The organism is Mammaliicoccus sp. J-M41 (assembly GCF_022385935.1).
GTDB classification, from domain to species: Bacteria; Bacillota; Bacilli; order Staphylococcales; family Staphylococcaceae; genus Mammaliicoccus; species Mammaliicoccus sciuri_A.
Map to the genome: position 1 here is coordinate 1 of NZ_JAJNIR010000060.1, position 3250 is coordinate 3250.

At 32.2% G+C, this 3250-nt stretch carries 3 protein-coding genes and 1 pseudogene; 1 reads left to right on the forward strand and 3 read right to left on the reverse strand.

Annotated features, from left to right (window positions below; all coding sequences use genetic code 11):
• The 3 genes and pseudogenes from LQ686_RS13785 to typA all read right to left on the reverse strand — a co-directional run.
• A pseudogene (locus LQ686_RS13785) lies at positions 1-122 on the reverse strand (IS3 family transposase); the annotation flags it as partial.
• 104 nt (positions 123-226) lie between these two features.
• Complete coding sequence (locus LQ686_RS13790) at positions 227-565, reverse strand: YlaH-like family protein (protein ID WP_037587446.1); 339 nt, start codon at positions 563-565, stop codon at positions 227-229.
• A gap of 5 nt (positions 566-570) precedes the next feature.
• Complete coding sequence (gene typA / locus LQ686_RS13795) at positions 571-2418, reverse strand: translational GTPase TypA (protein WP_025904663.1); 1848 nt, start codon at positions 2416-2418, stop codon at positions 571-573.
• A gap of 220 nt (positions 2419-2638) precedes the next feature.
• Here typA and LQ686_RS13800 point away from each other — a divergent pair, with 220 nt between their 5' ends.
• Positions 2639-2824: a DUF5325 family protein gene (locus LQ686_RS13800; RefSeq protein ID WP_037587440.1), complete on the forward strand. Its 186-nt coding sequence runs from the start codon at positions 2639-2641 to the stop codon at positions 2822-2824.
• Positions 2825-3250 lie beyond the last annotated feature (426 nt).

The window sequence follows — 3250 nt, forward strand, 5'->3', positions numbered from 1 at the left end:
TTATTAACTTGAGATTCATTTTTAATATTTAAAGTATCCATTATTTCTCTTGTGCTAAATCCTTTGAGTTTCATTTCTACTACTTTATATTCTGTTTCAACTGAATATGCCACTCTTTTCATAGAAAAAACACCTCCGTATAAATTCATTTTAATATAAATTCAACGAAAGTGTTTTTATTTTACTCCCACATCCTGGGGTTAGTGCACTTATGAGCCGCCTTTTTTTATTGTTGTTTACCGCTACTTCGTTCTTTATGAAGTCTGTAACGATATAGACCTAAAACAATTGCTGCTATTATTAAACTTTCTCCTACAGGCAAGAATACCGCTAGAAACGTTAATAATAAACAACCTAAAAACAGTAATATATAGATAATAATGTTTTGCCAAAACTTTAGTTTTCTTGCAAACCCTAAATTATAAACAATCGCACTTAATACAAAAATCGTTAATAATAAAAGCCACATACCAAGCTCTGGGTTCTCATCTACTCTAAATAACTTACCAAAAAATGAAAGCCTTTCTGTTGGATTAACACTTACATTTTTAGCAACTAAGAGCATCTATATCACTCCTCTTCTTGTTCAGCCATTTTTTGTCTCTTCTGAGCTCTTTCTCTTTCTGCTTTATCTAAAATTTTCTTTCTTAAACGAATTGATTCAGGTGTTACTTCAACTAATTCGTCATCATTTAAGTATTCTAACGCTTCTTCAAGTGTTAAAATTCTAGGTTTTTTCATAGTTGTTGTTTGTTCTTTAGTAGCTGAACGGATGTTGTTAGCTGCTTTAACTTTTGTAATGTTAACTGTTAGATCGTTTTCACGAGTATTTTCACCAACAATCATACCTTCATAAACTTCAGTACCTGGTTCCATGAAGTTTACACCTCTATCTTCTAAGTTCAAGATAGCATAAGTACTTGCTACACCTTTATCAATTGATACAAGAACACCATTTCTTCTTCCACCAATACGTCCTTTAATTCTTGGACGGTAAGAATCGAATGTATGGTTAATGATACCATAACCACGAGTCATTGACATGAATTCAGTAGTGTAACCAATTAATCCACGAGCTGGAACGATAAAGATTAATTTAGTTTGTCCATTTTCGTTAGATTGCATATCAACCATTTCACCTTTACGTGATCCTAAAGATTCAATAATTGCACCTGTATATTCATCAGGAACATCAATTTGAACACGTTCATAAGGCTCAGATTTAACGCCATCTATTTCTTTAACAATAACTTGAGGTTTAGAAACTTGTAATTCATAACCTTCACGTCTCATATTTTCAATAAGAATAGATAAATGTAATTCCCCACGTCCTGCTACAACCCATGCATCAGGTGAATCTGTAGGTGTTACACGTAAAGATACATCTGTTTCTAATTGTGTTTCTAATCTTTCTTCAATCTTACGAGCTGTTACGTAAGTACCTTCTTTACCAGCGAATGGAGAATTATTAACTGAGAATGTCATTTCTAATGTCGGCTCATCAATTCTTAAAATTGGTAAAGCTTCAACATGATCTTGAGGTGTAATTGTTTCACCTACGTTAATATCTTCCATACCACTAATAGCGATTAAGTCACCAGCGTATGCTTCATCAATTTCTATACGGTTTAAACCAAAGAAACCAAAGATTTTTGTAACTCTGAAGTTTTTAACGCTACCATCAATCTTAACTAATGATACTTGTTGTCCAACTTTAATTGTACCTCTGAATACACGTCCTACACCAATACGTCCAACATAGTCATTATAATCTAATAATGCAACTTGGAATTGTAATGGCTCATCTCTATTATCAACAGGTGCTGGTACATATTCTAAAATTGTTTCATATAGACATTGCATGTTTTCGTCTTGTTTATCAGACTCTAAACTAGCAGTACCACTTAATGCAGATGCATATACAACTGGGAACTCAAGTTGCTCATCATTAGCATCTAATTCAATAAATAAGTCTAATACTTCATCTACAACTTGTTCTGGTCTTGCAGATGGTTTATCAATTTTATTAACAACTACAACTGGTTTTAAATTTTGTTCTAATGCTTTTTTAAGCACGAAACGTGTTTGAGGCATCGTTCCTTCATAAGCATCTACTACTAATACAACACCATCAACCATTTTCATAATACGCTCAACTTCTCCTCCGAAGTCAGCATGTCCTGGTGTATCTAGTATATTGATACGGTGATCTTTATAGTCAATTGCCGTATTTTTAGCTAATATCGTAATACCGCGTTCTTTTTCAAGGTCGTTTGAATCCATCGCACGTTCTGCTATATGTTCATTTTCACGAAAAATACCAGATTGCTTTAATAATTCATCTACTAAAGTTGTTTTTCCGTGGTCAACGTGGGCAATAATCGCAATGTTACGTACATTTTCTCTTAAATTAGTCATGCAAAAAATTTTCCTCTCCGATTTAAATTAATCGACATTTATTCGACTTAAATTTATAACTTGATAATTATAACATAAATCGTTTGAAAAATAACTATTATTGAACAGATTTACTCAAATTTCCATATTTTTTATTTGGTACCGTTTTAATCAACAGGTTGATTTTTCTTTAAATGTGAAGCATAATAAAATAATGAAAACGGTTAAAGGATGGATATAAATGAAGAAATCTAAAGCAATATTCGTACTACTTGCTTTAATTGTAACATTTCTCCTTTTAGTGTTTAGCTTTGCATTAGCAGAAGGTTCAATGTTGTTTATGTTATTAGCAGTATTGTTAATCGTTGCAACAATGGGCTTTGGTTTTACACTTAAAAAGAAATACCGCGAAAACGGTTGGCTATAAACATCATACGACATCAAATGAAAAGCATATCACTTAACGAAACGTTAAAGTGATATGCTTTTTTGTTGTGTTAAATTTAGTTGTAAGATGTTTAACGGAGATGATGTTGATAGTTAGGCGATAGATTTTGTTAGAATCTTGTTAGGATCTTGATTTCATTATTCTGAATTGTGGTAGTTAGAACGCGCTAACTTCCATTATTCTGAATTCTGGTAGTTAGAGTGCGCTCATTTAGATACATTTTTCAGAATTCTGTCCCTAACAACACCTCTTACGGACATTTCTCGGAATTCTGTCTCTATAAATAAAAGGCTTAAACAATAATTGTTTAAGCCTTTTATTTAGGAGTTGATTCTATGTTAAATAAATCCGAGAATAAACGTGACCAATATGAAATGATTTCTGTTTCAGAGTTAGTACCTAAAA

Excerpts from the sequence above, each read along its gene's own strand:
- LQ686_RS13800 (WP_037587440.1), top strand. The coding sequence starts at position 2,639 with ATGAAGAAATCTAAAGCAATATTCGTACTACTTGCTTTAATTGTAACA.
- typA (WP_025904663.1), bottom strand. The coding sequence starts at position 2,418 with ATGACTAATTTAAGAGAAAATGTACGTAACATTGCGATTATTGCCCAC.
- LQ686_RS13790 (WP_037587446.1), bottom strand. The coding sequence starts at position 565 with ATGCTCTTAGTTGCTAAAAATGTAAGTGTTAATCCAACAGAAAGGCTT.